Below are 24,057 nucleotides of genomic sequence, written 5' to 3'. Positions count from 1 at the left end.
GCTCGCAAAGCTTGACAGCAGGGGTAGACATATCATATCTGTTGTAGGACCAGTTGCAAGGAGGGACCTGTGCCGAACGAGGTTGTGAGCAGGCTGGCCGCGCGTGTAGCCGAGGCTGGGCTTGATGCCCTGATTTGCCTTTCACCGGAAAACGTCGCGTACACGACGGGCTTCGTCGTTCCGTCCCACCCGCTGATGCGGTGGCGGCACACCGCATTCGTACTGGGCGCGGACGGTCGCTGCGCGGTGATGTGTGTGGACATGGAACAGAGCACCGTCGAGCAGGCGGTTGGCGAGGCATTGCCCGGTGCGCGGGTCTGGGCATGGCCGGAGTTCGGCGGAGAGGCTATGCACACGCTCGGCCAATTGCTGCGCGAGCTCGACCTGGGCGGCGGACGGCTGGGCATCGAGTTGAGTTACCTGTCGGTATCCGATCACGCCAAACTCGCCCGGGACCTGCCGGCCGCGACGTTCGTCGCGGCCGACCAACTGCTGCAACGGGCCCGGCAGATCAAGACCCCGGACGAGGTGGAGCGGCTGGCGCGGCTCTCCGCCATCGCCGACCGGGCCATCTCCGACAGCTTCGCGGCGATCTCCGCCGGCAGCACGGAGATGGATCTGGCGGCCGCGCTGACCCGTAGCGTCTACGAACAGGGTGCTCAGCAGTTCAAGCTGATGATCGTGGCGACCGGCGAACGCAGCCAGCTGCCCAACGTCGGGCCGTCCGACCGTGTGCTCAAGCCGGGCGACGTGTGCCGGGTGGAGATCTTCCCGGTGATCGACGGCTACCACGCCGGCGTGTGCCGCACGGCGGTGGTCGGCGATCCGCCCCCGCACGCCGAGCGGATTTACCAGAACCTGGTGGAGTGCGGGCATTTGGTGCAGGACGCGATCCGGCCGGGTGCGCCGACCCGCGAGGTGTACCGCGTTTTCCGGGCGAAGTTCGACGAGCTGGGCATGCCGCCGATCTCGTTCGTCGGGCACGGAATCGGGGTCAACCTGCACGAGCGGCCCTACCTCGGCCCGGAGGACCCCGAGACATTGCGGCCGGGCATGGTGCTCGGGATCGAGCCGCTGGTCTACCGCAGTGGCCACGGTTTCGGGATGCAAATCAAGGACATGGTCGCGGTGACCGATGAGGGCTGCCGGCTGCTCTCCGACGTCAGCGACACCGACCGCCTGCATCGTATCGAGCTGTGACGGCCGGCCTGGGAACTAGGTGAACAAAGGAGATCATTCAATGCCCTTCGTAGTTGTGCACATGTGGGACGGACGCTCGGTGGAGCAGAAGCGAGAACTGGCCAAGGCGATCACCGACGCGATGGTCGAGCACGCGGGCGCGCGACCCGACGCGCTGCACGTGGCCATCCAGGAGTATCCGAAGGAGAACTGGGCGCGCGCCGGCGTTCTCGGCAGCGACAGGAGTGACGTATGAGCACCCTCGACCTGATCCCGCCCGAGCGGGCCGCGCTGCTGGTCATCGACATGCAGAACGCCTTCTGCCACGAAGAAGGCACCTTGGGCCTTTCCGGGGTGCCAATGGCACCGGCCAGGGCCACGATCGCCCCGGTTCGCGGCTTGATCGAAGCCTTCCAGGGCGCCGGGCTGCCCGTGGTCTGGACCCAGCAGGTGCACCTGGACAACGACGCCAGCCGGGCGCGGAAGGTGCTTCCCTCGCACACCCAGAAACGGGTGCGGGTGTCGGCGCTCAACGGCACGTGGGATGCCGCCATCGTGGACGAACTGGCCGACCTGGTCACCGATCCGACGATGGTCGTGACCAAACACCGCTACGGCGCGTTCTACGAGACCCGGCTCGACGCGCTGCTCGGCATGCTCGGCGCCCGGGTGCTGTTCGTCGTCGGGCTGACCGCGAATGCCTGCGTGGAGACCACGCTGCGCGAGGCCTACCTGCGTGACTACGACGCGGTGGCGGTCACCGATGCGATCGGGTCGGTCCGTCCGGAATGGACGGATACCGCGCAGGCCGTGTGGCAGCAGTACCTCGCCCAGCTGGTCACGGCCGAGGAGGTGCACGGCTGGCTGGACCGGGCGCGCCGTCCTGCCGCGATCGGCGTGCACCATCTGCTGCTGGAGACGAAGGACCTGGACGCGTCGGTCGCCTTCTACACCGACATTCTCGGGTTCACCGTGCGCAAGCGCGAGGATTTCCGGGACGGCCGCAAGTTGGTGGTCACCCATCAAGGACTCGGCTTGACCGAGGGGGGTAGCGGCGCCACCGGCGTGTTGCAGCACTTGTGTTTCTCCGCGCGGGACGTGAACGGGATCGCCGATCAAGCACGTACCGGCGGACACACCATTGTCCGAGGTCCTGGCCCCGGTCCGTACGGGCACACGGTGTACGTCGCCGATCCGGACGGCAATGAGATCGAGCTCGTCGAACTACTCCACCAGTGAGGCCTGGCATGAAGATCATCGATATCGCCGTCCACCTCGTCCGGCTGCCCGCGCGGCGAGAGCACAACTGGGCATCGAAGATGAATACCCCGATCGGTCATCACGCCATCGTGGAGATCAGCACCGACGAGGGAATCGTCGGCTGGGGTGAGGCGCCGGCCGGGGCGACCTGGGGCGGGGCACACATGCGCTACTACGGTGAGACGCCGGAAACGGTGCGGCACCTGGTGCTCGATCACCTGCGGCCCGCGGTGATCGGCATCGACCCGCTGGACGCCGGGCTGCTGCACGCGCGGATGGACAAGGCCGTCAAGGGAAATCCGTATGCCAAGGCAGCCATCGACATCGCGTGCTACGACGCGGCCGGTCGGGCGCTTGGTGTTCCGGTGGCTTCGTTGCTCGGCGGCCGGCACCGGGACGGCATCGAAGTCGCCCACTCGCTGGGCATCATGGAGCTGGATCGCTGTCTCGCGGAGGCAACAGAGGCGGTCGCCGAGGGCGCTAGGACGATCAAGTGCAAGACCGGTCTGGACCCGGACCGGGACGTGGAACTGGTCAGCCGGCTACGCGAAAATCTCGGCGACGCGGTGCGGATCCGGGTCGACGGCAACGAGGGCTACGCGTCGGTGTCCGAAGCCGTCGCGGTCACCCGCCGGCAGGAACAGTACGACCTGTTGCTCTGCGAGCAGCCCTTGGCCGGTGCCCAGGCTCTCGCCCGGGTGGCGGAGCGGATCGAGAGTCCGGTGATGGCCGACGAGTCGGCGTGGACGGTGCACGACGTGCTGGAGCTGGACCGCCTGGGCGCGGCCGCGTGCTTCTCCTGTTACGTCACGAAGCCGGGCGGCCTGTACCGAGCACGCCAGCAAGCCGAGGTAGCCGAACAGCTCGGCATGTACTGCGACATCGGCGGTTCCATCGAGACAGGCATCGGCAACGCGGCGAACCTGCAGCTCGGTGCCGCGCTGCGGATCGCGACGCTGCCGAGCGTGTGCCCGGTGTCTCAGCCGTCCGGTTCCGGCGGTCCCCGGATCGCGGGCGTGTACTACACGGACGACCTCATCACCGAGCCGTTCCGGTTTGTGGACGGCTCGGTGATGGTGCCAGGCGGTCCGGGCCTGGGCATCGAGGTGGACCGAGACAAGATCGAGAAATACCGGGTGGACCGATGAGCACGGTCGCGGTGCTCGGCGCCGGCGCGGGCGGGCTGTCCGCGGCGGCCGAGCTCTCCGGTGCCGGGCACCGGGTTCGGCTGTGGAACCGCAACCCGGCCACGCTCGATCGGAACGTCCACAACGGACGGATTCGCTATACGGGAATCCTGGGCACCGGCGAGGTATGGCCGGACCTCGTGACGACCGATCTTGCCGACGCGATATCGAGTGCGGACGTCGTTGTGGTGTGCTTACCCGGCCTCGCACACCACGCGTTGTTCACCGACCTCGCCGCGGCCCGGCCGGAAGTCCCGGTCGTGCTCAACCCCGGGCACACTGGTGGTGCGCTGCATTTGCGTGCGGTGTTCACCGAGCACAATGTTCCGTTGCCACCGGTGGCAGAGTTCTCGACGCTCACCTATGTTGCGCGAGTACCGGACGGTACTGTGCGGGTAAGCGGGCGGGCCGCGCGGCTGTGGGTAGCCTGCCTTCCGAACGGTAAAGCCGCGCTGGATGCCGGAACCGAGCTGTTCACCGGCGCGCAGGCCGCACCAGATGTACTGTTCTCCAGCCTGGCTAACGTGAACCTCGTCCTGCATCCCCCTGGTGCCATGCTCGGGTTGTCGTGGGTGGAAGCCACCGGCGGGACGTTCACGTTCTACGTCGAGGGGATGACCCCCGGTGTCGCACGGGTAATCGAGGCATTGGACGCGGAGCGGCGCGCGGTGGCCGCCGCATTCGGCCATCGAGTTCCCGATTTGATCACCGAGATGGCCGCCATCGGAACCGCGAATCCGGAAGCGGCGCGGACCGGGCAAACCATGGCGGCGATCCGTGGTGGGGTGGCCAATCAGAAGATCAGCGCGCCGGACTCCCTCCAACACCGCTACTACGCGGAGGATCTGCCGTTCGGCCTGCTGCCGTTCGTCGTGCTGGCCGGGATCGCGAAGATCCCGGTGCCGGTGGCCAGTGCGCTGCTCACCCTGGGAACGGCGGCTACCGGCACCGATCCCGAGTCGATGGGGCTGACCGCGATACGGCTCGGCCTGGCCGGGCTTGGTATTGCCGAAGTATTGAACCTCGTGCGGGAAAAGGAAAACTGATGGATCTATCGCACCGAATCATCGCGATCGTCGGTGGTGACGAACGAGAGCAAGAGATCGCCCGATGCGCCGTGGAGACAGGCGCCCAGGTGAGGGGCTATGGCTTTCCGTGGCCGGCCAGCGACATCGCCGGCGTGCGCCGGACGGCCACCGCCGCCGACGCGCTGCTCGATGCGGACTACGCGCTCTTCCCGATTCCCGGGCTCTCACCGGACGGAGCTCTGTTCGCCCCGGCGTGCTCGGCTCCGATCTACCCGGACGTGCCGCTGCTCCAAGGAATGCGGCCGAACGCGACCATCATTCTCGGCTGGGCCGACGAAAAGCTGAGCACTGCCGCGGAAAACTGCGGTATCGCGTTGTCGGAATACGAGAGCGACACCGAGTTGATGCTGTTGCGCGGCCCGGCGATCGTCGAGGGTGCGTTGCAGGCCGCCATCGAGAACACCGAGATCACCCTGCACAATGCGCGGATCGGTGTGATCGGGCACGGGAACATCGGCCGTCTGCTGGCGAGGACCCTGGTGCTGCTAGGCGGCCGGGTGCAGGTGTTCGCCCGGAACCCGGTGCAGCGGGCCGACGCGGCAAGTGCGGGAGCCGATTCACATCCGCTGGAAGACCTGGATGAGCGGATCGGCCAGTTGGACATGGTTTTCTCCACCGTGCCCACCCGGGTGCTGACCGGCGATCTGCTGGAGCGCATGCGGCCCGGGCTGGTGATGGACCTGGCCGCCCCACCGGGCGGCATCGACCTGGAGGCAGCGGAGCGGCTAGGACACTCCGCAGTGTGGGCGCGAGGGCTGGGCCGGCGCGCTCCGGTGACCGTGGGGCGCAGTCAGTGGTCCGGAATTGTCCGCCGGATCGCCGAAGCAGAGGAGCAGCGAAATGAAAGCTGAGCTGGTATTGCACGGTGCGCGCGTGGTGACCCACGTGGGCGAGTTCCACGGTGGCGTCGCGGTGGACGGTGGCCGGATCGTGGCTGTGGGCGATCGGGACGCCTTGCCGTCCGGGCACCGGGAAATCGACCTCGAAGGCCGGGCGTTGATGCCCGGCGTCGTGGACCCGCACTGCCACCTCGGTGTGGATTACGACTACGACAGCGACATGCGCACGGAGACCGCGGCCGCCGCGCGCGGCGGGGTGACCACTGTGGTGTTGTTCGCCCGGAACCCGAAGCCAGGCTATGTGGATTTCTACAACGAGCGGCGGATGCGCGGCGAGGCCCAGGCGATCGTCGACTTCGGCTTCCATTTCGGTATTCAGCGTCCTGAGCATGTTGCCGAGATCCCCGAGGTGGCCGCACGCACCGGGGTGCAATCGTTCAAGTGCCACATGGGTTATGAGCGAGGCAATCCGATCGGCATCAATTCCTCCACGGACGACTGGGTGTACGGGGCGATGCGCGAGGCGGCCAAGCTCCCCCGCGGGGTGGTGTCGGTGCACTGCGAGAACACCGACCTGGCCGCGATGCTCAAGGAAGAGATGAAGGCGACCGGGCGGGTTGACCTGCCCGCTTACACCGAGTCGCGACCGCCATTCGTGGAGGAGGAGGCGATTCACCGGGTCATCAGGTTCGCCGGGCTAACCGGATGCCCGCTCTACATCGTGCACACGTCGGTCGGCGCCGGCCCGGGTATCGCCGCGGCAGCCAGAGCCCGGGGTGTTGATGTCACCGTGGAGACCTGCCCGCACTACCTGACCCGTACCGGTTACGACAAGGATCTGGACGCGACGGCGAAGATTTCGCCACCGCTGCGCGATGCCGAGCAGCAGAACGGCTTGTGGCGCGCGCTGCTGGCCGGGCAGATCGGCACGATCGGCACCGACCATGTGCCGTTCCGCAAGAACGGCGGGGACGTGTGGTCGGAGAAGCCGGGCGTCGTGTCGTTCCAGTGGGAGCTGCCGCTGATGCTGCACCACGCCGTGCACGAGCGGGGTCTTCCCCTGACCGAGTTGGTTCGGATGAACTCCTACACCCCCGCCAAGCGGTTCGGACTGCCCGGCAAGGGCGCGATCGCAGTCGGCGCGGATGCCGACTTGGTGGTCGTCGACCTGGACGAGGAGCGCACGGTCACTCATACCGGAAAGGGAACGTGCCTCTGGGAAGGCTGGACGCTGCGCGGCTGGCCGGTGATGACGTTCGTCCGGGGCCGTCAGATCTTCGCAGACGGCGAGGTCGTGGAGGACTGGCACGGAAGCGGCCGATGCGTCACCGTGCCCGACTCGGAACGCCCGTAACACTCTGGTCGCACTGTTGTGTTCTCAGCCACATAGTGGCTACATATCTTACCAGTAATCGAGGCACGTCAACTCATTGGCGGGTGAAACATCGTGTCGGAGCAAATGAAGACAGACGCGACGGTCGAAGAATTATCTGGTTGGTACCGATCCCTGCGCGGGCCGGCTCGCGCGGCGTTCTTCTCCAGTGCAGGCGGCTGGGGGCTGGATGCCTTCACTTATATGATCTTCCCGCTCACGCTGACCGCGGTGGCGGCCTCGTTCGGCCTGAGCCGCGGCGAGTCCGCGTGGATCGCGACTAGCACCCTCATCGCTTCCGCAGTCGGAGGCGCCATCGCCGGTGTGGTCGCCGACCGGATCGGCCGAGTCCGCGTCCTCATGCTCACCGTGCTGCTCTACTCGGTGTTCACCTTCTTGTGCGGTATTGCCCCCAACTTCGAGACGATGCTGGTGTTCCGCACCCTGCTCGGCCTCGGATTCGGCGGCGAGTGGGCGGCCGGTGCACTGCTGATCGCCGAGCTCTGCGAGCCCCGCTACCGAGGACGGATACTCGGAGCGGTTGCCTCCATGTGGAACGTGGGCTGGGGTGCTGCTGTGCTGCTCTACACCGTGCTGTTCAGCTTCGTCTCCGCGGACATCGCGTGGCGGATCATGTTCATGATCGGCATTTTGCCTGCCTTCCTGGTCCTGTACATCCGTCGCCGGGTGCCAGAACCGCCGGCCTTCAAGAAGCAGGTTGAGGCCGGTGCCCGCCCGTCGCCGCTGGCCATCTTCCGGTCAGGTCAGTTACGCACTACGGTCTTCGCCGTGCTCCTGGCCACCGGTGTGCAGGGCGGAAACTACGCGATGGCGACCTGGCTGCCGGCCTATCTCTCGCAAAACCGGGGACTCAGCGCGGTCGGCACCGGCGGATTCATCGCGGTCCTCATCATAAGTGGGCTGATGGGCTCTCTCCTCGCCGGCTACATCAACGACTGGATCGGCCGACGCCTCACTTTTGTGATCTTCTCCATGGGCAGCGCCGTTTTGATTTTCACCTATGTCAACATTCCGGCCGGAAATAACGGTCTGTTGCTGATCCTCGGTGTTCCGCTCGGGATATTCTCCTCCGGTATCTTCGCCGGCTTCGGCTCGTACTTGGCCGAGCTCTATCCGGCCCAGTGCAGAGGTGCCGGCCAAGGCTTCTGCTACAACTTCGGCCGCGGCATGGGTGCGTTCTTCCCTGCGGTGGTCGGGTATTTGTCCGCGACGACAGGGCTCGGCGGAGCTATCGCGTTCGCCGCAGCCGGTTATCTGCTGGCACTCGTCAGCCTGGCATTCCTGCCTGAAACCAAGGGACGTGTACTCGAGGCTTAATGGAGCCGGCTAGGAGATTCGATGCTGATCGGTGTGGTGAAGGAAGCGCCGGGGGAGACCCGAGTGGCGGCGACGCCGGCGACGGTGGCTCAGTTGATGAAGCTGGGGTACGGCGTCGTCGTGGAGCCGGGCGCCGGCGTGGCGGCGAGCTTCCCCGATGAGGCGTACGCGGAGGCTGGTGCGTCGATCGGCGAGGCGGTGCGGGCCGAGATCGTCGTGGGCGTCAACGCGCCGACGGAAGCGCAGTTGGATGCGATGTCGCCGGGAACGATGCTGGTCAGCCTGCTGAGTCCGGCGCTGAACAAGGACCTGGTCGAGGACCTGGCGCGGCGACCGCTGACGGCGCTGGCGATGGATGCGGTGCCGCGGATCTCGCGGGCGCAGTCGCTGGATGTGCTCTCGTCGATGGCGAACATCGCGGGTTACCGCGCAGTGGTGGAGGCGGCGCACACGTTCGGCCGTTTCTTCACCGGGCAGGTGACCGCGGCGGGCAAGGTGCCGCCGGCGAAGGTGCTGGTGGTCGGCGCGGGCGTGGCGGGCCTGGCGGCGATCGGTGCGGCGGGGTCGCTGGGTGCGGTGGTCCGCGCGACCGACCCACGGCCGGAGGTGGCCGATCAGGTGCGCAGCCTGGGCGGCGAGTACGTCTCGATCGAAGCGGCCGATGTCGAGGTCTCCTCGACCGGTTACGCCAAGGAGATGAGCGGCGACTACAAGGCGCGCGAGGTGCAGCTGTACTCGGAGCAGTGCCGGGACGTGGACATCATCATCACCACGGCGCTGATTCCGGGTAAGCCCGCGCCGCGGATCATCACCGCGGAAATGGTGGCCTCGATGCGGTCGGGCAATGTGATCGTGGACATGGCGGCGGCCAACGGCGGCAACGTCGAAGGCACGGTGGCCGGTGAGACGGTTACGACGGCGAACGGGGTGAGGATCCTCGGTTACACCGACCTGGCCGGACGCCTTCCGGCCCAGTCCTCCCAGCTTTACGGCACGAACGTGGTCAACCTGCTGAAGCTGGTCACGCCGGCCAAGGACGGCACCCCGGTGCTGGACATGGACGACATCGTGATCCGGTCGATGACCGTGGTCCGAGATGGCGAGGTGCTGTGGCCGCCGCCTCCGGCGCAGGTCTCGGCGGCCCCGGCGAAGGCGGCCCCGGTCGCGGCGCCGGCTGAGGCCGTGCCGAAGAAGCGCATGTCCGCCGCGGCGAAGCTCGGGCTGATCGCCGTGGCGGGCGTGGTGTTGTTCTTGCTGGTCGCGGCTTCACCACCCGCGCTGCAGGGGCACCTGACTGTTTTCGCGCTGGCGGTCGTGGTCGGCTTCTACGTGATCGGTCACGTGCACCACGCGCTGCACACTCCCTTGATGTCGGTGACCAACGCGATCTCCGGGATCATCGTGGTCGGCGCGCTGCTGCAGGCGGGCCACGGCAGCCCAGCGGTCACGTGGCTGTCGTTCGCGGCGATTCTGCTGGCCTCGATCAACATCTTCGGCGGGTTCGCCGTCACCCGGCGCATGCTCTCGATGTTCTCCCGCAGCTGAGCCTGGCCCGATTACGAAAGTTTGAGACTGGACATGAACGTCGACACCATCGCGCAGGCGGCCTACATCGTCGCCGCGTTGTTGTTCATCCTGGCGCTGGCGGGCTTGTCCCGGCACGAGACCGCCAAAACCGGCAACGGGTTCGGCATCGCCGGGATGGTCGTCGCGTTCGCGGCGACCATCGCGCTCGCGTTGCAGCGGGACATCTCGGTGCTCGCGGTGGTGCTGCTGGTCGTGGCGATGGTGGTCGGCGCCGCTGTCGGCCTGCAGCGTGCCCGCGTGGTGCAGATGACCGGCATGCCGGAGCTGATCGCGCTGCTGCACTCGTTCGTCGGGCTCGCGGCGGTGCTGGTGGGCTGGAACGGCTACCAACAGGTCGAGGCCGAGCCCGAAGGGGCCGAAGCGCTGGTGCTGCGGGAGCTGGGGCTGAGCGGGATCCACTCCGCCGAGGCGTTCGTCGGTGTGTTCATCGGCGCGGTGACCTTCACCGGGTCGATCGTGGCGTTTCTGAAGCTGTCGGCCCGGATCAAGTCCGCGCCGCTGAGGCTGCCCGGCATGAACGTCCTCAACCTCGGTGCCCTGGTGGTGTTCGTGGCGCTGACGGTGTGGTTCGTGGCCGACCCGCAGCTGTGGCTGCTCATCGTCGTCACCGTGGTTGCGCTCGCGCTGGGCTGGCAGCTGGTCGCCTCCATCGGTGGCGGTGACATGCCGGTGGTGGTGTCGATGCTCAACAGCTACTCGGGCTGGGCGGCCGCGGCGAGCGGGTTCCTGCTGGAGAACGACCTGCTCATCATCACCGGCGCGCTCGTCGGCTCGTCGGGCGCGTATCTGTCCTACATCATGTGCAAGGCCATGAACCGTTCGTTCATCTCGGTCATCGCGGGCGGCTTCGGAATCGAGGCCGGGCCGGCCGAGGACACCGACTACGGGGAGCACCGCGAGATCACCGCCGACGGTGTCGCCGAGCTCCTCGCAGATGCGAGCAGCGTGATCATCACACCTGGCTACGGCATGGCCGTGGCGCAGGCGCAGCACGGTGTCGCGGAGCTGACCCGCAGGCTGCGCGAGCGCGGCGTGACCGTTCGCTTCGGTATCCACCCCGTCGCCGGGCGCCTGCCAGGGCACATGAACGTGTTGCTCGCCGAGGCGAAAGTGCCCTACGACATCGTCCTCGAAATGGACGAGATCAACGACGACTTCGCCGACACCGACGTCGTGCTCGTCATCGGCGCCAACGACACCGTCAACCCCGCCGCCACGGAGGACCCCGGATCACCGATCGCCGGCATGCCCGTGCTCACCGTCTGGGATGCCAAGAACGTGATCGTGTTCAAACGGTCCATGTCCTCCGGCTACGCCGGAGTGCAGAACCCGCTGTTCTACCGGGAAAACACCGCCATGCTCTTCGGCGACGCGAAAGACCGCGTGGAAGACCTGATACGTGCCTTGCCCGCACCTGAACGGGGAAAGCCCAAAGCCGTTATGGCGGAGGACACTGCGGGACCCTAGGCCGGCCAAGGGCTTTCGCCCGGCCGGCGACACGTCGCCGAGGTCAGGGCTGTTCGGGGGACAGCCCGGCGACGCATCGCCAGCGTATCGCTGCTCGACAACAGACAAATTCACCAGAGCCAATCTGGCCTCCGGTCACAGTCCATACAGGACAGCGATCAGCCAAGCCGATCAGCCCAACGTCTGCCATGGAGTTATTGATCGGGAACTTATAGGTGTGATCTTCGTTGTTCTGGCATGATCGCTGGTGTGCGGGACGCGCGGAGGTTGTCGCCTGAGGCGCAGGAGGATTTGCGGCGCAGGGTGGTCGCTGCTGTTCATGGTGGGATGAGTCAGGTCGAGGCGGCCCGGGTGTTCGCGGTGGCCCCGCAGTCGGTGTCCAGATGGGTGCAGGCGTGGCGGAAACGTGGCTCGAAGGGTCTCACCGGGCGTCGCCGGGGTCGCAAGCCCGGCGAGCAGAAAGCGTTGAGTGCCCGCCGGCAGCGCAAGCTGCGGTATGCGGTGGCCGAGCACACCCCGGCCACGTTCGGGCTGACCGGCCTGGTGTGGACCCGCAAGACAGTGGCCGAGCTGATCCGGGTGCGCCACGGCATCGTGTTGAACCTGCGCACCGTCGGCAACTACCTGCGTTCCTGGGGATTGTCGCCGCAGAAACCGATCCGCAAGGCCTACGAACAGGACCCCGAGTCCGTACGCCGATGGCTGGAGGAGGACTACCTGGCCATCGCCGCCCGCGCCCGCCGCGAGGGCGCACTGATCCTGTGGCTGGACCAGACCGGGATCCGCTCCGACGCCACCGTAGCCCGCACCTGGGCACCGGCGGGCCAGACACCGGTGGTGGGCAAAACGGGCAAACGATTCAGCGTGAACGCGATGTGCGCGATCGGGAACAAAGGCGAGCTGTACTTCACCGTCTACACCGGCTCGTTCAACGGCAAGGTGTTCCTGTCGTTCCTGGACCGGCTGACCCGCCATCTGGACCGCAAGGTCCACCTGATCGTTGACGGACACCCCGTCCACCGCCGCAAGACTATCCAGCAATGGATCACCAAGCACGCTGAGGCGATCGCGATGCACTTCCTGCCGGGATACAGCCCCGAACTCAACCCCGACGAGCTACTCAATGCCGACCTCAAACGCACCGTTTCCACCAGCACAGCCCCCAAAACCCGCGCCGAGTTGAAACAAGCGGTCCGCTCCTTCCTCCACCGGCTCCAGAAGCTGCCCGACCGAGTTCGCTCCTACTTCGGCAAACCCGAAGTTCGCTACGCCGCCTAACATCACACATTTGCCACCCGGATCAATAACGCTGTCGGTGAGCCGTTGCCACGTGCCGGAGACGCCTCGCACGTCGGCCTGTCCGCCGAGGATTCCTTCCGTGCCGACCTCGTGCGCCACCCTGGTTACCTCGTCGGCGAAAGCCGTCAGCTGATCGACCATCGTGTTGATCGTGGACTTCAACTCCAGAATCTCGCCCCGAGCGCCGACAGTGATCTTCTTGGACAGGTCGCCCTGGGCGACGGCCGTGGTGACCTGAGCAATGTTGCGCACCTGGTTGGTGAGGTTGCCTGCCATGGAGTTAACGCTGTCGGTGAGCCGTTGCCACGTGCCGGAGACGCCTCGCACGTCGGCCTGTCCGCCGAGGATTCCTTCCGTGCCGACCTCGTGCGCCACCCTGGTTACCTCGTCGGCGAAAGCCGTCAGCTGATCGACCATCGTGTTGATCGTGGACTTCAACTCCAGAATCTCGCCCCGAGCGTCCACAGTGATCTTCTGGCTGAGATCCCCACGGGCCACCGCAGTCGCCACCTGCGCGATATTGCGCACCTGAATGGTCAAGTTGTCCGCCATGAGATTGACCGAGTCGGTCAGATCTCGCCAGACACCCACAACCCCAGGCACCTGCGCTCGACCACCGAGCCGACCTTCGGTGCCCACGTCCCTGGCAACCCGGATAACCTCCTCAGCGAACACCGACAGCCGTTCCAGCAGGGAATTCACGCTTGCGCTGAGGTCGGCCAGTTCGTCGTCGGTCCCGCCGACCACCCGGCTGGGAATACGCTGAGAAAGATCGCCCTCAGCCGCCGCGCCGAGCACCCGACCAAACTCGGCCAATAGGACTCTGTTACGCCGCTTCTTCTCAATTCTTTGTATCAACACTGCGATCAACCACTCGAAGCCGCTGGTCGACACCCACCCGTGGGCAGACGCCATGCCGCCACAGCCGACGCTACGCCGACACAAACACGCCACTCAACCATCAACCCCACTTTGACGGGTCTTCGAAGTTGGCCGGGCAGCGTGATCGCCGGTAGCGGACCGTAGCCCGGGCAGGAGATCGTCAAAGTCGGTTTGTGCTGGTAGCGGCTGCGATGATCGGAATGATTCGGGTTCGGTCAGCGGCGATACGTTCCAGAGTTCGGGTGATCTGGGTGATTCCGGCCAGGCGTAATAGCCCGAGGGCGAGGTTGCGGAGGGTGGCCATGACCTGGGCTCCTGTTCCGGTGTAGGCGTGTTGGTGGTCTTCGCGGTAGACGACGTCTCGAACCCAGTGAATCTTGTTCTCTATGCCCCAATGTTGGCGGACGAACCGGGCGATCAGGTCGGCGCCGGCTTGTTCGGCGGTCAGGCTGGTGATGCCGTGCACGACCTCCTTGGTCAGGTGGTTACCCGCGTGGTCGAAGGTGTCGCGGCGGATACGAAACACTTGTGCGGCACCGGGAAAGTCAACATCGTTGGCCGGTGCGACCCAGATCTGGCGGCGCACGATCTTGCCTGTGCTGCGGTCGGTTTCGGCGTGATGCGCGGTGCCCGGCGCGGCCGGCGGGAGCACTGAGGCGATCTGGGTGAGCAGGGTGGGCTGGTTGCCTTTCACCGTGAGTGCGTAGTGGCCGCCCCGGTCCTGGGTCAGGTACGCGGCGGTGGTGTGCTGGGCGTGCGCGGCGTCCCCGGTGACGACCACACCGGTCAGATCGATGTCCTTGAGCAGCGCGGCCACCTGGGTGATCTCGTTGGTGCCCTCAGGAACCCGCAACTGAGCAATGACGACGGCTTCTCGGTGCAGCATCGCCGAGAACAGCTTCACCTCGCTGCCTTCCGGATCGCCGGGCGCCACCGTGTTCCGCAGGGTCTTGCCATCCATGGCCACACCGACCAGTCCCTCTGGTCCGTGGTCATCACCCCCGGCCACATCGACGCCACGGGCCAGGGCCGCAGCCGCAGCTTGCTCCCGCAGCCACCGGCACACCTGCTCATCGGCGGCGTCAGCATCGATATCGTGCGCCACCCGACGAATCGTCGATTCGCTGGGCGCGACATAACGCCCGGTCAACAGGTGCCGACGGCAGCCGGCCAACACCAACAACTCCTGCGGCAGGTCCGCGGCACGATCCCCCGCTTCCCGGAAGTTACCGGCCCCGGCCAGCGCTGCGAACACCGTTACCGCCAGCACTGAACCAACCCGGTGACGAACCCCGCGCGGCTTGCGCGGGTCAGGCACCCGACTCAGCATCTCGACCAACCCGCCCACCGCGGCAACACCGAGGTCCATGCCGATCTCCACGGACGCACCGAACCCGCCAGCAATCGGCGAGCACGAATCCTGGACATGCGACACTGACACCGGTGGCCTCCTGTTAGGACGATGATCAAGGTGTGGTAACCCGCATCATCGCAGGCAGAAGGCCACCACCCACATCCAGACACACCACGCGTCACCACGCACTCAGGACTTCACACCAAGATCACAAACTTTGACGTTCCCCTGGTAGCCCGGGTGGGCTGGAGACGAAAGACCGGAAGCGGCCGGGCCGATCGGCACCGGCATCCTCACCGCCTGGATCGCCAAAGAGGAACTCCGCGCCGTCCTGGCCTGCAACCGGGACAGGTTCAACCCCGCCGAGATCCGCGAGCGCCTCTACGATTTCTACCTCTGGTGCGCCGACAGCGGCATCGAAGAGATCAAGCGACTGGCCACCACCATCGAGACCTGGTGGGACGGCATCGAAGCGTTCCTCAGGACCGGCATCACCAACGCCAAAAGCGAGGGCATCAACCGAGCCGTCAAACTCGCCGCCCGCAACGCCTACGGCTTCCGCAACCCCGAGAACCAACGCCTACGCACACGCAGCGTCACCAGCAAAGTGACCGTGCCCGGCTAAATTCGAAGACCCAGAAATCGGCCAGCCAACAAGAATGATTCAAGAAGCAAAAAGTAGTAACGAGAGTTGGCCGCACCGCAGTCCTCGTCATCGATGACAAAGTGCAGTCACGCGTGGCGGCATGAATATTCCATAGTAGACGCTCACGTTGCAGGACAGAAGGAGACACTGCTGCGCGCGGAGCCCGCCCGTCCCCTGCGCCCCGTTGGATCACCGCGGTCACCCTGACGAACGAAGGCGACACTCACTGGAACGGAGCTCGGTTAGGGAGTGTCCGCCAGGAGGTCTCGGTTGAGTTTTAATCACATTGGCGTTGTGGCGCGTGGTAATGGATGCGGAAAAGGCGATCTTGGAGCCATTGCCGCCCGGCTGTGAGCAAAGAGCGGGCAGGGCGATCTCCACCGGTACGTCGAGCTGCGCAGCGCAACCAGCCGAGGTCACCAGGCGCGTGGCCGTCGAGCCCGGTGAGCACCTCGTGCGTCGCCGCCTGAGTGAAAAGGTAGGCGTCGCCGAACTGCTGCTCGGTCAACGGGCCAGCGGTCATGCGGTGCAGGGTGTGCGCCTCGGGCTGCGGACGGTCGCACCTGGGCGGGCGTTGATCGATCGGGAACTCTACGTCCCGCGGTCGTGGAACTGCGACCGCCAGCGTTGCGCTGAGGCAGGCATCGACGAAGAACGCCGCCTGGTACCGGCACATCACCCTGTCCATGCTCGCCGCCGCGTTCCTGGCCGTCACCGCCCAGGTCGAGCGAATCCGCGTCGACACTGTAAAAGTGGGCTGACCTGCGGAAATTCCGTGTCTGTCGTCCCGTCTGTCTCAACACGAACAACGGCGGGATCGAAGCTCATCTGTTCAGGCTTTCCTGCCCGAGTGAAGCTGGCTGCCTGGGTCTGCGGGCATGATCGGGCGGCCGTACTGTCGTTACAGGGCTTTTACAGCCTTTGTTGAAAAGTGGATACGGGTAGGGCCAGGTGCGGAGAGTTCACTCATGGCGGCGGTGCCCGGCACTACCCCGTAGGGCACTGTCAAGCCGCTTTCCTGCAGCCGTCCGGCGTCCGGCTTTACCCCCCAGCAAGCCGGGCGCCCGAATAGAAAGGCGCCCCCGCATCTAACCGGCGAACCGGAAGGATGCGGGGGCGCTTGCTCATCCACGCGGGCGGGTGGGGCCTGCTGCGGTGTCCGCAGCGTCACCCGCCGAGGCTGGCAGGGTGTAGGTGGGGTGGCTTGTTGCTGCCTAGCACGAGCCGGGTCAACCACGGCGGGAGACGGGCTCGACGAGCCGCGCCAACAGGTACATCGCACCGATTGCGACCGGGGTAGTTCAGGGGGAAGGGCCATAACCGGTAAGCCGGCCTCCGGACAAGCAGTGGGACCCGAAGATGCCGGAGGACTCCGTGAAAAGCAGTACCACGAATGGCAGAAGGCCGTGGCGAAGACCTTCGGCAGGATCGAGTGTGCGGTCGCGGCGGCGTGACCCGCGGTTCGCGAATCAAGCGCGAGAGCAGGTCACGCTGCCGCGTCACAATGCGAACGCTGTCCCCGCACACGTCGAGGGCAGCGTTGCGCAGTGCGGAGGTGAGGACTATGTCCAGGTGGTCTTGGCGGGAGTGACGCTGCTGTCCTTGAACTTCTCGGTCGTGACCGCGTCCTTCGCGAGCTTCGGTTCGGAAACGGCGCTGTCCGCGAGCTTCTCGCTCGTCACGGCCGCTGCAACCACATGGCCGGTGCTCACCGAGTTGGGGGCGAGTTCGTTGCCCGTAACGGCGTTCTGAGCGATCTTGTCCGTGGTCACAGCCCTGGACATGAGTTTCTGGCCCGCGATGGCGTTGTCCGCGATCTTTCCGTCCGCCACGCAGTTCGGGGCGAGTTGCCGGTCGGTGACGCAGTTGTCCGCCATCTTGGCGGTCGTGACGGCCCCGGCGCCCAGTGCCTCCGTCCCCACCGCATTGGGCGCGATGTGGCTGCTCCGGACGGCTCCGATCGCGATCTTTTGAGAGCTGACCGCGCCATCCATGAGCTTCTTTTCCTGCACTGCGTTGTCGGCGATCTTCTCGGCCGTGACAGCGTTGTTGGCGAGTTCCCTGCCTGTGACGGCGTTCTCGTCGATCTTTCCGGACTTGACCGCGTTGTTCGCGATTTCCCTGTCGGTGACCGCGTTCGGAGCGATTCTGTCGCTCGAGACGGCGTCCAGCGCCAATTTGTCGGTGTTCACCGCGTTGTTGGAAATCTTGTCTCGTAGGACGGCGTCCTTGAAGATATTCTCGGACTTGACCGCATTCGGAGCGAGTTCAACGTCGGTAACCGAGTTGTCGGCGATCTTCGGGCTCGTGACCGCGTTGTCGGCGAGCTTCGCGGCCACGACTGCGTTGTCGGCGAGCTTCTTCGAGGTGACCGCATCCTTGCCGATCTTCGTGGTCGTGACGCAGTCCTCCGCGAGATGACGGTTCTGAATCACACCGTCCTTGTCCTCCAAGTACTTCGTCTGCATCTCCCGCACGGTATTTTCAAGTTCTACGATTCTGTTTTCTAGCGCATCCACGTACTTCATGCGATCAAGCTGGTCCCGGAGACGGTTGACCTGAACGACAGCCTCATTCCAGTCACTCGTCGTAATCTCCTCACCATGCCCTTTGGTAGACAGTGGATACTCTCTGGTGTGATTCGACATCTTTTCCCTCTCTCTGCGTGCCGTCGAGATCGGAGCGCCTCACCCCGTCGGTCCATCGTGGTTTGGCTACGCGGTCATCGCGAGTCGGCCACACGATGCACACCTAATCGAAGGATAATTCAGCGAAGAGATCGGGAAATATGGACGCCAAGTAATTGCAATTGTGTTTTCCTCTGCCGGTTTGCGAACACATCGACGGAATCAACTGGTCCTGATCTAGCGTTCGCAGGTCCGCCCACCACTGTCGGTTACTTGAACTGATCGCGGTAGGGATCGCCCTTGCGGGCAGGGTTCCGGCAAAGTCTGTTCACCCTGGGTAAAGGACGGGCACGGCTCTTGTTGATCACGTGAGTGTCTAGGTCCCATGATCGTGTGAGAGAGCCGTACCCGCTGGCCCATCCTGCCTGAGTTCTGACGTCTTTGATCGACTGGCCCCGTTGGCGCGTGCTGGCGTTGAGCGTGTGCAGACGGCTGATCTGCGGGAATGCCTTGCTGGGATATGCGATCCGCGGCGTCGGCGGGGTGTTCGGCATTCGCTGGTGTCGATCCTGGGATCGCCGCGGTGGGCCGCCGGGCACGCGGGCACCACCGCGCTGTTCTACGTCGCCGCTGGGCTACTGCACAGAGTCAGCATGGGCGATCACCCCGAACTCGCCGAGCCACTTCGGCACCTGCTTGCCGAACTCGAAAGGTAGGAGCCAACCCTCGGCGACGTGCATGGGCGATGGATATGGCGGCTCAATGGCCTATTCGGGTGTGGGGTTGTCCGTTGGCGAGGTGGTGCCGGTATAGCGGGCGCCGGGGCGTGCCAGTCGTCCGCGTGCGGTGACCAGTGCGCAACGGGCCTCCTGCCAACGGCCCGCGTTCAGGTGCTCATCTGCGGCGCGGATGGCGTCCGCGGCGTCCTGCACGATGATCGCCTGATCGTCGTCGATCTGGGCCAGCAGCCCCAGTGCGTTCTGCACTTGGAACCGCACCTGCGGCATGGCTGCTGCGTCGGCGGTGAGCACCTTCACCAGGGCCGTGTCGACCGCTGCCTGAACCTGGCCAACGATTCCGTCGGACGATGAGAGCGACATGACGGACCAGGATAAGCACCCGCCGCGGCGGCACGGCCGAGACACGCCCAGTTCCGATGCAGTCAGGAGTGATCCGACCATTGTGGGCATCTTGTACGGCGGGGCGTGGCTTCGGCGCACCTGCGGGGCCCGGCTCGACGACCGGGCCCGCGGGGCGTGGCCGCTTCAGGGGCGGCCACGCAAGGGCGCCGCTCGCCACGGTGTCGGGGTGACGTGATCGCGCCGCGCTGCGACCGTACCTCTGCCCATGCGAATGTTCTCGCTGGCGCGATCACATGCCCGGATCGGTACTCGTCGTCATGACCGCGCTCACGGCCTTCTTCATCTACGTCGGCCGGCTGAGGCGGTGGCAGGGATACCTGCTTCTGGCGCTCTACGTCGCCTACTGGATCGTCAGCTCCACCGCCCTTCGGGGCACCTCCGGTCGAAACGGACTGACCGTCACCGGGCGGCATCCTCCACCGCATGGCGAGGCTGGCCACCGCCCGTGCCCACGCCCCGCACCCGGACGGCACCGGTGGCTACCGCTGCGGACAAGTCCCGGCGGCCGACCTGGGGACGATGTTGACGCCCCCGGACACTTCAGCATCCCCCGCGGCGCCGAGATCACAGCTGGGCACCGGGCGGAGGCAGACCCCTCACAATCGCGGCACGCTCTCTCCCGCTCGCTGTGGCATTCCGCCGTGGGTGGACTCTTGCCACCGGTGGGCCTGCTCGCGCTCGGCCCAGCGCACACACACCGCTCCTGCAGTGGCCACGGCGAGCTTGAACACGATGGGCAAAGCCAGGTCTCCCACGTGCTTCTCCGTCCTGCCCTTTCGCGGCCGGTGCAAGTCCGAGGGTCCTCGCCGCGCCCTGGATTCGCGACGTGGGGCGCGCGGCGGGGGCACACGATCGGTTCGTCAAGTGGCCCATATTCGACTCGCCACAGCCTGGAGTGTGGAAGCCGATTTAGGTGGCGTGCTCTTAGCCTGGCAGGGTGCCGGTGGTGGCGAATTCGAGGCGCCGGGCCACGGAGACGGCCTGGTCGGCGAAGCGTTCGTAGAACCGGACCAGCAGCGCGAGGTTGACCGCCGCGGGCACGCCATGGCCCCACTCCTCGCTTCGCACCGCCGACATCAGCCGGGTGCACAGGGCGTCGACGGCGTCGTCGGTGCCGTTCATCCAGGAGAAGCTTGCGGGGGCCGCGCCGGTGATCCGTTCTTGCAGGCGGCTGGCCATGGTCACCGTCAGCTCACCGAGGGTCTCCACGGTGTCGGCGACGTCGTCGTGGACGACCGGCTCGGGGTGGCTGTAGCGAACCAGGCCGGCGCGGTGCGTGACGTCGTTCCGGTCGACGTGGAGATCGCCGGATGCCCACCGCGGCCGGAGGCGATCGTCGAGGGATTGCGGAAGCTGACCGGTCGATGAACGTCGCAGCAACAGGCCTCGGTTCCGCCGCGGCCATCGGAGCGCTGACCGCGTTGGGGGCGTTGGTGCTGCCGGCGCGGGCGGCGCGCCCTGCTGCGGTGGGCATCGGAACCGCGCTCACCGGTGCCGCCGGTGCAGTGGCCGGTGTCGCGGCCATGATCGGGCCGGGGTTCGCGATCGCGCTGCCCGGTCTGCTTCCGCTGGCCGGGGTATCGATCGCAGTGGATGCGCTGGGCGGGCTGTTCGTCGCGGTGACCGGTGCGGTGACGGTGGCCGCCGGGGTGTACCAGCCGTTTATGCAGCTGAGGCCCCTTGCCGATGATCGTCGTCGGCAGGGGCTGTGTTGCGTACGAGGTCTCGCGACGGTGATATGACTGTGGCGTACGCATCGGTTTGAACATCGTGCGGAGTCGATGCGGCGGCGGTCCTGGGGCGAGGTTGTGGTCGCGAGTGCCGCTTGGGCGAGGGCTTGACCTGCCGTTTTGGTCAGTCGCCTGGCTGGATTCGCTGGGTGGTCGCAAAGGACTCGAAGAGGGGCACCTGCCCGTCAATGTGATCGTTTGATCGTGACGTGACCACCTGCCGTGCCACCGGGTATAGCGGCTTGTGCTTAACCGGCGTCGAGCAGCGGTTCTACGGAACCCGCGTGAGAGCCTTGCGCACCACCCGCGTGAACATCACGGCACCCAGCACGAGGAGGATGCCTTCGACGACGAGGCTCAGCACCCCGAGTGGTTCGAGCCAGTTCCCGATATCGTCACTGTAATAAGGCAAGCCCGGCCCCCGCGAAAGCGTATAACCAGCCAGCGGTCCAGCAGCGACTCCTAGCTAGCATTGGGCCGAAGCGTTCTGTGGCTACCGGGTGCCGCCCACGGTCCGCAGGGCCTGGCCTATCTCGATGATCCGGTCGACATCCTCGGATTGTTAGATGCCCTTGGTCGGGCCGACGCCCACGCCCCGGAAGAGCCGGATCCCGCTGTTGAGACGATCGGAAGCCTTGCGGACGACCTCGAGGGGAAGCGCTTTACGTCGCGAGCACGCCAGCTCCGCTGAAGCCAGCTGAAGATCTACCGCGAGGCCGGACGGATCGACCATGCACTGTCGGTTGCGGTTGGCTTGGCGATCGCAGACTACGAGGATGGAGAACTCTTCCCTGGCGTCGACCAGGCGCCCGGGCTGATTGACAAGGCCGATCCCCCAGGCGGCCGCTCGTCCCGGTGCTCGAAGCGATCGCGAACTGGTCTGAGCGAGGGTACGACGTCACCTCAGTGGCGGAGGATCTCGCGCAACTCCTCGATATCAGGGCGCCTCACGCCACCGAGTTGCTCTGGATCGTGGTCAAACAGGTTCTCGCCGGCGATGACCCACGCGATGATTACGAACCACTACTTGATCTGATCGAAAGCTGGCAAAACTCCGCAACGAGGCTGGAGCGGGTTCGGCTCATGTGCTGTGGCAGCCGACCTCCGAATCTGGTCGGGAACAGCGGCGCCAGATGCTTTCGCGGAGCTCATGCGGCTGGCGCTCGCAGCCCGTGTTGACGATGACCAGGCCTCGTTCATCCGCCGTCGTTGTGGTCGAGCGCTCGGGGGAGATCAGGCCTGACGAGATGGACGACATGCAGATGGAGTCCCTCCACCCCAGGGCAAAGGCAAGATCACTGTGTGTTGCGCCCTGCAACTTGGAGTGACAGGAGGGGGAGTGTTCGTGTGCGGTCCCTGCTGATCCATTCGGTTGTCCGGCGGATGTCGTTGTGTCCAGTTATGCGAAGCATCGATATTGCGGTATTCCGTAATGTTGCCAGTATATGGGCACCGGTCCCGGTATAGATTTGTTGTGCGTCTTCGTGGTATGTCGTGTCACGGACGTGATGGCTTTTGTTTTCTATTCCCCAGTGGTCGCGGACTTGGTCGTGTAGGTCTTCGGCGGTGACTGTGGTGGTGTTCTGGCTGGTGATGATCCAGGCGCGCTCTTTGCTGACGAGTTCTCCGGAAAAAGTTGTTTCTTCTCGTTTGACGCAGGCTACGGAACGCGCGTGTGGGAAATCGATTCCGCCGGCGTCGGTAATCCAGGTAGTCCAGCGGCGTATCCGGCCGTGGGTGTCATCGACGACGACATGATGCGGTGTTTTCCGCAAGAGCGGAAGAACGTGGTCGAATACCTTTTCCTTAAGCACCGCTTGATTTCCCTTTACTGTCATGACGTAGTCGAATCCGCGTTCGCCGGCAATGTATTCGGCGGTCTCTCGCTGGGTGTGCGCGGCGTCCATGGTGACCACCACACGGCCGTCCACACCGCGGGAGACACCGTCGAGCAGGGCCGTGACCTGGGTGATCTCGTTGGTTCCCGGAGGAACGGCCACTTGGGCGACGGTGACACCATCGCAGTGGATCATCGCGGAGAACAGCGTGAACGACTCGTGATCCCCGATCCACGAACCGCGCAGCACTTTGCCGTCGATAGCCAGCCGCAACGTGCCGCCCGGGATAGGCCGGGCATGACGCAGCAGCCACGGCCCGATCAGTCCTTCCAGCTTCGCTACATCGACATCTTCCAGCGCGCGCCGGATCGTGGACGTATCCGGGACACGGAAAAAGCCGCGGAACCAGCACCATCGTCCACCTATTTTCCGCAGTAACGACGCCGGCAGATCGGCGACCTGGTCGGCGATCTGCCGGAAATTCGACGCGCCCGCCAGCACAGCGATCAACGACGCCGCGAGAAGGAACGCCAAACTATACACGCGGCCCTTCCGCTTACGGCGATCCGGCACCTTGCCGAGCAACTTCATCAGTTCCGCCAGATCGGCATCGTCACCGCCGGCGCTACCCGGAAACGACGCCCATGACGAGCCATGAGAAAATGACAACGGATGGCCTTCTTCTGGAGTTTGGTTATTTCGCAATCTCCATGATCCCAGAAGGAGGCCATCCTCCATTTCCCGGCCCAGCACGCCAACCCGGCCGGCAACCCTACGAGCTGAGTTGATCACTCAGCGCGATCTTGCCTTAGCCCTGCCCTCCACCCGCTGAGCAGGTTCCGATTCAACACGGGCGGCGTCTGGTTCCAAGCCGAGTGTCTGTATGCCACCGCTGGCCTGGCCGAAACACCAGACCAGCGGGACACGGTATGGACCCGTATTGCCCGTGAGTTGCGTGAGCTTGAGATGTCCAAGGAAGTCGCGGGGAATCTCGCCCGAGCTATCCTGATCTCGAACAAGATGGAACCCGTCGATGTCAGGAGCATCGCGGCTCACCCACAGCCGATGCTGGCAGACAGCAGTCGTCTGCTGGGCGAATGATCCGGACCGCGACTGGACTATGCCGCACGCTTCGCGGCGGACAACGACTGGCGCGTTCGAGCCGACCTCGCCCATGCCATCCGCGGTCTCGAGCCGCACGACGCCGTGTACGACACGCTGG

The 24,057-nt window shown here is 65.5% G+C and carries 21 protein-coding genes and 1 pseudogene; 16 read left to right on the top strand and 6 right to left on the bottom strand.

From position 1 onward, the window contains the following. Positions 1 to 69 precede the first annotated feature (69 nt). The 11 genes from DL519_RS10660 (at position 70) to DL519_RS10610 (ending at position 12,595) form a co-directional block, all read left to right on the top strand. Positions 70 to 1,200: a M24 family metallopeptidase gene (locus tag DL519_RS10660; RefSeq protein ID WP_190814348.1), complete on the top strand. Its 1,131-nt coding sequence runs from the start codon at positions 70 to 72 to the stop codon at positions 1,198 to 1,200. Positions 1,201 to 1,240: 40 nt separating this feature from the next. Then, positions 1,241 to 1,435 carry a 2-hydroxymuconate tautomerase gene (locus DL519_RS10655; protein WP_190814346.1) on the top strand — a complete coding sequence of 65 codons (195 nt, stop codon included), beginning with the start codon at positions 1,241 to 1,243 and terminating at the stop codon, positions 1,433 to 1,435. Next, entirely contained in the window at positions 1,432 to 2,418 is a 987-nt protein-coding gene (locus tag DL519_RS10650) for an isochorismatase family protein (RefSeq protein ID WP_190814344.1), read from the top strand. The genes DL519_RS10655 and DL519_RS10650 overlap by 4 nt, the downstream gene beginning before the upstream one ends. A gap of 8 nt (positions 2,419 to 2,426) precedes the next feature. Then, positions 2,427 to 3,587, top strand: coding sequence for a mandelate racemase/muconate lactonizing enzyme family protein (locus DL519_RS10645; RefSeq protein ID WP_223838727.1), 1,161 nt, complete (start codon positions 2,427 to 2,429; stop codon positions 3,585 to 3,587). Beyond that, a complete protein-coding gene (locus DL519_RS10640; RefSeq protein WP_190814342.1) occupies positions 3,584 to 4,672 on the top strand; it encodes an NAD/NADP octopine/nopaline dehydrogenase family protein in 1,089 nt (362 codons plus the stop codon). Before DL519_RS10645 ends, DL519_RS10640 begins: the two co-directional genes overlap by 4 nt. Then, positions 4,672 to 5,565, top strand: coding sequence for a dipicolinate synthase subunit DpsA (locus DL519_RS10635; protein ID WP_190814340.1), 894 nt, complete (start codon positions 4,672 to 4,674; stop codon positions 5,563 to 5,565). The genes DL519_RS10640 and DL519_RS10635 overlap by 1 nt, the downstream gene beginning before the upstream one ends. Beyond that, positions 5,555 to 6,907, top strand: coding sequence for a dihydroorotase (locus DL519_RS10630; protein ID WP_190814338.1), 1,353 nt, complete (start codon positions 5,555 to 5,557; stop codon positions 6,905 to 6,907). The genes DL519_RS10635 and DL519_RS10630 overlap by 11 nt, the downstream gene beginning before the upstream one ends. A 105-nt stretch (positions 6,908 to 7,012) precedes the next feature. Next, positions 7,013 to 8,263, top strand: coding sequence for an MFS transporter (locus DL519_RS10625; protein WP_190823903.1), 1,251 nt, complete (start codon positions 7,013 to 7,015; stop codon positions 8,261 to 8,263). A 21-nt stretch (positions 8,264 to 8,284) separates the two neighbouring features. Further along, positions 8,285 to 9,808: a Re/Si-specific NAD(P)(+) transhydrogenase subunit alpha gene (locus DL519_RS10620; RefSeq protein WP_190814336.1), complete on the top strand. Its 1,524-nt coding sequence runs from the start codon at positions 8,285 to 8,287 to the stop codon at positions 9,806 to 9,808. Positions 9,809 to 9,841: 33 nt separating this feature from the next. Then, positions 9,842 to 11,317 (top strand): Re/Si-specific NAD(P)(+) transhydrogenase subunit beta, encoded by a 1,476-nt coding sequence (pntB, locus tag DL519_RS10615; protein ID WP_190814334.1) that lies wholly within the window; start codon positions 9,842 to 9,844, stop codon positions 11,315 to 11,317. Between the two features lie 237 nt (positions 11,318 to 11,554). Next, positions 11,555 to 12,595 carry an IS630 family transposase gene (locus tag DL519_RS10610; RefSeq protein WP_190812640.1) on the top strand — a complete coding sequence of 347 codons (1,041 nt, stop codon included), beginning with the start codon at positions 11,555 to 11,557 and terminating at the stop codon, positions 12,593 to 12,595. Positions 12,596 to 12,622: 27 nt separating this feature from the next. On the opposite strand, the pseudogene DL519_RS10605 reads toward DL519_RS10610, so the two are convergent. Together DL519_RS10605 and DL519_RS10600 are read right to left on the bottom strand one after the other, a co-directional pair. Then, positions 12,623 to 13,477: pseudogene (locus tag DL519_RS10605) on the bottom strand (HAMP domain-containing protein); the annotation flags it as partial. A 181-nt stretch (positions 13,478 to 13,658) separates the two neighbouring features. Continuing rightward, positions 13,659 to 14,939, bottom strand: coding sequence for an ISAs1 family transposase (locus DL519_RS10600; protein ID WP_190814332.1), 1,281 nt, complete (start codon positions 14,937 to 14,939; stop codon positions 13,659 to 13,661). A 190-nt stretch (positions 14,940 to 15,129) separates the two neighbouring features. On the opposite strand from DL519_RS10600, the gene DL519_RS49835 reads away from it, so the two are divergent. Then, positions 15,130 to 15,477, top strand: coding sequence for a transposase (locus DL519_RS49835; RefSeq protein WP_190823902.1), 348 nt, complete (start codon positions 15,130 to 15,132; stop codon positions 15,475 to 15,477). Between the two features lie 1,583 nt (positions 15,478 to 17,060). Here DL519_RS49835 and DL519_RS10585 read toward each other — a convergent pair. Further along, a complete protein-coding gene (locus tag DL519_RS10585; RefSeq protein WP_190814330.1) occupies positions 17,061 to 18,026 on the bottom strand; it encodes a hypothetical protein in 966 nt (321 codons plus the stop codon). Between the two features lie 659 nt (positions 18,027 to 18,685). On the opposite strand from DL519_RS10585, the gene DL519_RS10580 reads away from it, so the two are divergent. After that, positions 18,686 to 18,841 (top strand): hypothetical protein, encoded by a 156-nt coding sequence (locus tag DL519_RS10580; protein WP_190814328.1) that lies wholly within the window; start codon positions 18,686 to 18,688, stop codon positions 18,839 to 18,841. A 51-nt stretch (positions 18,842 to 18,892) separates the two neighbouring features. Here DL519_RS10580 and DL519_RS10575 read toward each other — a convergent pair whose 3' ends face one another. Further along, complete coding sequence (locus tag DL519_RS10575; protein WP_190814326.1) at positions 18,893 to 19,225, bottom strand: hypothetical protein; 333 nt, start codon at positions 19,223 to 19,225, stop codon at positions 18,893 to 18,895. 465 nt (positions 19,226 to 19,690) lie between these two features. Here DL519_RS10575 and DL519_RS49385 point away from each other — a divergent pair, with 465 nt between their 5' ends. Next, positions 19,691 to 20,635: an NADH-quinone oxidoreductase subunit B family protein gene (locus DL519_RS49385; RefSeq protein ID WP_317891357.1), complete on the top strand. Its 945-nt coding sequence runs from the start codon at positions 19,691 to 19,693 to the stop codon at positions 20,633 to 20,635. Continuing rightward, positions 20,632 to 21,009: a hypothetical protein gene (locus tag DL519_RS10560; RefSeq protein ID WP_190814322.1), complete on the top strand. Its 378-nt coding sequence runs from the start codon at positions 20,632 to 20,634 to the stop codon at positions 21,007 to 21,009. Before DL519_RS49385 ends, DL519_RS10560 begins: the two co-directional genes overlap by 4 nt. Positions 21,010 to 21,268: 259 nt before the next feature. Here the strand turns inward: DL519_RS10560 and DL519_RS10555 are convergent, their stop codons facing one another. Then, entirely contained in the window at positions 21,269 to 21,409 is a 141-nt protein-coding gene (locus tag DL519_RS10555) for a hypothetical protein (protein ID WP_223838725.1), read from the bottom strand. An 883-nt stretch (positions 21,410 to 22,292) separates the two neighbouring features. Continuing rightward, positions 22,293 to 23,627, bottom strand: a complete 1,335-nt coding sequence (locus DL519_RS10550) for an ISAs1 family transposase (RefSeq protein ID WP_190814320.1) — start codon at positions 23,625 to 23,627, stop codon at positions 22,293 to 22,295. Positions 23,628 to 23,801: 174 nt separating this feature from the next. On the opposite strand from DL519_RS10550, the gene DL519_RS48540 reads away from it, so the two are divergent. Then, positions 23,802 to 23,936, top strand: coding sequence for a hypothetical protein (locus DL519_RS48540; protein WP_263399616.1), 135 nt, complete (start codon positions 23,802 to 23,804; stop codon positions 23,934 to 23,936). Positions 23,937 to 24,057 lie beyond the last annotated feature (121 nt).

Origin of the sequence: Saccharopolyspora pogona (genome assembly GCF_014697215.1) — a bacterium.
Classification (GTDB): domain Bacteria; phylum Actinomycetota; class Actinomycetes; order Mycobacteriales; family Pseudonocardiaceae; genus Saccharopolyspora; species Saccharopolyspora hattusasensis.
The sequence above is the reverse complement of the archived record's forward strand: the minus strand, read 5'-3'. Positions and strand labels throughout refer to the sequence as shown.